Here is a 3,846-nt window from a genome sequence, read left to right on the forward strand (position 1 = left end):
GACTGACGGGTCCTGCGAGAGCGGTTGTCCGGCAGCGTTGTTCGGGACGTCGACCCGTCGCCCGAGGATGTCGATCTCGGGATCGGCGAATCCCTCGCCGCCGGAACTCACGGCGACGGCGGCGCTTTCGCCGCCGCCGGAATCGTCGCGCCCGATGAACATCACGATGCCGACCACCAGGATCAGTGCCAGCAGGGCCGCGGACGCGATGGCACCGAAGGAGACACGCTCGCGCGTGTAGGGCTCCTTCTGACTCACTTGGGTGCCTCCAATGTCACGATGTCGTCGGGCAATTCGTCGAGGGCTGTCAGGGGCGGGGTGGTCGATCCGGGGTCCGGCAGTCGTAACCGCCAGTCGTCACGGAACCATTCGACGGTGGTGTGGTTCACCGCCCGGGATCCGTCGGAGTACTCGGTGTAGATCTCGACCGCGCCGCGCCGGTCGGTGTAGTCGGCGATCCGGTAGCCGAGCAGTCGCGGGGCGAATTCGGGCGTGGCCGGTCCGGTGATCGACAGTTGCAGCCGATTGACCGACCACTCGTCGCGGGCGGGCCCCGGCACGACCGATCGGGCCACCACCGAGGACCACTGGCCGTCGGCGGCCACCGACAGGCGCACCGTGTGGGTGATCGCCGCGACCGCCGCGCCCGGCGGCGACCGGTCGAAACCCGCCGCCGCGCCCTCGGTGACCGATCTCGGCCCTTGGGCGGTGTGTGGCAGGACCACGCCACGGAAATCCTGCCAGCGCACCTCGGTCGGCGCCGCCGCCAGGTCGGGCGCGACGGACTGCTCGCCGCCGCCCGCGCAACCCGCCGCCGCGACGAGTGCGAGGCCGACCACGCCCGCCGCGTGTGACCGCATCACTGTGGAGTTCATGTCAGAACCGTCTTCATCAGGTTCCGGTCGCTCACGCCGGCAGGAATGCCAGCGCGATCCCGGAGGCCGTGCTCGCCACGATCGCGCCGATCAGGCTCATCAGCACGCCGTGGGTGGCGTCGTTGATCGCCATATCGCTGCGGAAGGCGCTCCACAGCCTGCCCGCGGACAGGATCATCCAAGCCAGGCACACCAGCAGCACGAACCACAGCAGCCAGTTCAACAACTGCATCAACGGTTCGAGCACCTCGGCGGGCATTCGCTTGTAGGCGAGTTCGGTCGCGGCGAGTCGCACGCTGGACACGACGGCCTCAGGTCCCGATGACGGCGTTCATGATGGTGCCCGCGCTCGTGGCCACCACACCGCCGATCATCGCGCCCGCCACCATCTTCGGCGATTCCAGACCGCCGCCGGTCCACCGCTCCCAGGCGAACTTGCCGCCCGCGTAGACGATGCCGCAGATCCCGGACAGCAGCACGAACCAGGTGAGGTAGCGCACCAGTTGCAGGATCTTCTCCGAACCGGGAGGGGCTTCCGGCGTCGGGTTGCCGACCTGCGCGAGAACGGTGCCGTACGAGTCCTGCACGGCGAGGAGAATCATGCTCATCGACGACCTCTCTCGGTGGTGTTCATCGAACCGGTGCGCGCCATCACGGCTCCTCCTCATCGAAAGTCGAACGGGCGTCGAGCTTTTCGCGGACGACGGAAACGATATCGACGCCGAGTTCGCGAACCTCGACCGGGACCTCCTCGAGCGGGTCGATCTTGCGCTTGCGCTCGGGCATCGGGTCGCCGGGCGACCAGGTCGGCAGCTGTTCGGCCTCGACCAGCGTCCACTCCTCGTACCACGGCACCTGCCACAGCGGGCCCGCCAGCGAGCCGACCACGTCGCGGTAGCGCCGGATCTCGGGCGGGATCTTGCCGGGCCGGGCGGCCACGGTGATCAACCCGATCACCTGGGACGGGCCGCCGAAGCCGAAATGGTGCTGACGCAACAGATCGTGCGCGCGCGTGAGCCCCGCGATGGTCTCCCTGGCCACGAGCACGACGAAGGGGGATTCACGCTCGAAGACGCCGGGCCAGCGGCGGCTCGAATCCGCCGCGGGGGCAAGCACATGCGCGAGAGTAGTGGCTCCCGCGCCGCCGTGCACACCCAGCAGCCACACCAGCGGCGCGCGGCCGATCCCCGGCACCGGCCGGTCCCACACGGGGGCGCGGCGCGACTCCGGCGGGGCGACCACCCCGGCCGGTTGCGGATCGTGTTTGCGGCGAAGTTTCATGGCGGCCGTCATGATGCCACTCCCGCCAGCACCTTCGCGTACGCGCGGCGGGTCTGCTCGGCCAGCGACGCGTGCCGAACGAGTTCGCCGCGCGCCAGATGCGGATCGTAGGGAATCTCCTCGATCTCGCGCACCCAGCCGGACAGATGTTCCCGCAAATGATCGGCGACCCGCGAATCCGCGCCCGGATGCTGGTGGGAGACGACGATGGTGGTGTCCCCGACGATGCCCGCCCCTTCGCCGTCGACCTCGCCGAACTGGTCGTCGAGCCACTCCAGGGTGACCCGCAACCGGTTGGCGGCATCGCTGCGCGCCGGAATCGCCAGCACCAGGGCGATCTCGGCATCATCGAGCAGGGGCCGCAGTTGCCGACCGGCAATCGGGTTGCCGCCGTCGTAGACCCCGGTGTGCCCCGCCTCGCGGACCGCGCGCGCGACCGTGAGGTAGGTCGCTCTGCGCCGCAGCGGCGCGGCGTCGCGCCAGAGCAGGCCGATCCCCGAACTGGCCAGCGACAGACATTCCTTCAGCGGCGCCGGTTCGTCGCCGCCGCGCCCGTACAGCCACGATTGCAGGCTGATCGGGTGCAGGTGTTCGTCGGCACCGCGCAGCGCCAGATCGCTGCCCGCGGCGGTGGCGTCCACCGCGACGGTCGGCGTCCCCGTCATCCCCAGCTCCCCCGCGATACCGAGGGCCGTCGTGGTCGTTCCCGCCCCACCGCAGCCGCCGACCACCAGGATCGGGCGTTGTGTCGGTTCGGCGTCGGGGTCGCCCCCGCTACGCCGCAGCCGTGCCACCGGAGCCTTGGACCGCACTTGTCGGCCCGACGACCCGCCCGATTCCCCGGGCGTCTCGTCGAGCCAGCGGCTCCAGTCCTCTCCCATCGTTCTCAGCTCTCCTTCATCCGGCCGCGATACCCGTGATCAGGGTGCGACCGCCGATCACCGCGGTGGTGACCGTCTGCCTGTTGTACGTGGCCGGCGCGCCGCCCGGCCGATACTCGGTGACCTCGACCGAATACCTGTTCTCGGTGATCGTGACGACGCGCACGCAGTGCGTGGTCCCCGCCGGGACCGTGTCGATGCCGCGCTGGATGACCGGCGCGGGCGAGATGGGCGCCTCGGGTGCGACCACCGCGCGCGCCCGCTCCCCGGAACGCTCGACGTAATAAGCGTATTGGAACGCGAGCACCGCGTCCGGTCCCGACTGCGTTCCGCCCGCCTCGGCGCCGCGCAGCACCCCGACGCCGCGTTCGATCGGGCAGTCCGCGGCCGCGTCGGTACGCGTACTGCCCGCGGTGAACTGCATCGACCGCGGCGGCGGCGTGTCACCGCCGGTGCCGTTGAGCAGCCACAGCGCGCCGAGCACCGCGGCGACCAGCAGCACCAGCGACACCACGACGACCAGCAGCAGACGGGCGCGCCGCGCGGCCGGATGTTCGCGCGCGGCGGTGCGCAGCGCCGGATTCGACCGCGCGTGCGGGAGTTCGACCGGTTCGTCGTCGCGCTCGTCCTCCGGCCACGGGAAGCGCACCGGACCGCTCGGTCGTGGTTCGTAGTCGTCGTCGGGGCCGGGCGCGTGATCGCCCGCCACCCAGTCCGACCACCCGCCGACGAATTCGCTGCGCCGCGCGGGCAGGTCGGTGGGGACCTCGGCGCGGGCGCGGGCCTCCTCCGGGTCCGGTTCGCGCGAC

Annotated in this window: 6 protein-coding genes and 1 pseudogene; all 7 read right to left on the minus strand. The window is 71.0% G+C overall.

Features of this window, described 5'->3' with window-relative positions; genetic code table 11:
* Positions 1-258 (minus strand): annotated as a pseudogene (locus tag ON30_RS17305) (hypothetical protein); the annotation flags it as partial.
* On the minus strand, positions 255-875 hold the full coding sequence (locus ON30_RS17310) for a DUF8175 domain-containg protein (RefSeq protein ID WP_245554093.1): 621 nt from the start codon (positions 873-875) through the stop codon (positions 255-257). The gene ON30_RS17310 and the pseudogene ON30_RS17305, both read right to left, overlap by 4 nt.
* 31 nt (positions 876-906) lie before the next feature.
* Positions 907-1,179, minus strand: a complete 273-nt coding sequence (locus tag ON30_RS17315) for a hypothetical protein (RefSeq protein WP_373282565.1) — start codon at positions 1,177-1,179, stop codon at positions 907-909.
* Positions 1,180-1,186: 7 nt separating this feature from the next.
* Positions 1,187-1,483, minus strand: a complete 297-nt coding sequence (locus tag ON30_RS17320) for a hypothetical protein (RefSeq protein WP_040708459.1) — start codon at positions 1,481-1,483, stop codon at positions 1,187-1,189.
* A gap of 43 nt (positions 1,484-1,526) precedes the next feature.
* Positions 1,527-2,168, minus strand: coding sequence for a hypothetical protein (locus tag ON30_RS17325; RefSeq protein ID WP_040708461.1), 642 nt, complete (start codon positions 2,166-2,168; stop codon positions 1,527-1,529).
* The gene (locus ON30_RS17330) at positions 2,165-3,037 is read right to left on the minus strand and encodes a MinD/ParA family ATP-binding protein (protein ID WP_040708463.1); all 873 of its coding nucleotides are present in this window, start codon (positions 3,035-3,037) and stop codon (positions 2,165-2,167) included. Before ON30_RS17330 ends, ON30_RS17325 begins: the two co-directional genes overlap by 4 nt.
* 16 nt (positions 3,038-3,053) lie before the next feature.
* The coding region (locus ON30_RS36185) for a DUF8176 domain-containing protein (protein WP_051029465.1) at positions 3,054-3,846 on the minus strand (793 nt) is incomplete at its 5' end.

It is taken from the genome of Nocardia takedensis NBRC 100417 (assembly GCF_000308695.1).
GTDB classification, from domain to species: Bacteria; Actinomycetota; Actinomycetes; order Mycobacteriales; family Mycobacteriaceae; genus Nocardia; species Nocardia takedensis.